Origin of the sequence: Vibrio sp. 1727, assembly GCF_033344415.1 — a bacterium.
Taxonomy (GTDB): Bacteria; Pseudomonadota; Gammaproteobacteria; order Enterobacterales; family Vibrionaceae; genus Vibrio; species Vibrio alginolyticus.
Genome location: NZ_JAWPOT010000652.1, coordinates 1 through 521 on the forward strand (window position 1 = coordinate 1; position 521 = coordinate 521).

The 521-nt window shown below is 48.9% G+C and carries 1 protein-coding gene; it reads left to right on the forward strand.

The annotated features are described in order from the left end of the window. Nucleotides 1-15: 15 nt before the first annotated feature. Nucleotides 16-521 (forward strand): GTPase RsgA (gene rsgA, locus R8O10_RS27425; protein ID WP_318192261.1); only part of this gene is annotated, 506 nt, incomplete at its 3' end.

Here is a 521-nt window from a genome sequence, read left to right on the forward strand (position 1 = left end):
ACTAAGTAAAACATTGTGGCAAAGAAGAAAAAGTTAACCAAAGGTCAGGTGCGCCGCGTACGCAGCAACCAACAAAAACGCCTAAAAAAGCAAGAAGAGTCCATCCAATGGGATGAGAACATGCTTGGCGCAAGTAAACAGGGTCTAGTGATTACTCGCTTTGGCCAGCACGCTGACATCGAAGATTTAGAAACTGGCGAGGTTCAACGCTGTAACCTACGTCGTGGCATTGAGTCTCTGGTTTCCGGTGACCGAGTGCTCTGGCGTGAAGGTCTTGAATCAATGGCAGGCATCTCAGGTGTTGTGGAAGCCGTAGAGCCACGTACATCAATGCTGACTCGCCCAGACTACTACGACGGCCTCAAACCAGTTGCGGCAAACATCGATCAGATGGTGATTGTCTCGTCTGTCTTGCCTGAGCTATCACTGAACATTATCGACCGTTATTTAGTGGCCGCAGAGACACTCAACATCGCACCATTGTTGGTGCTCAACAAGGTTGATTTGCTTGAGGCAGATGA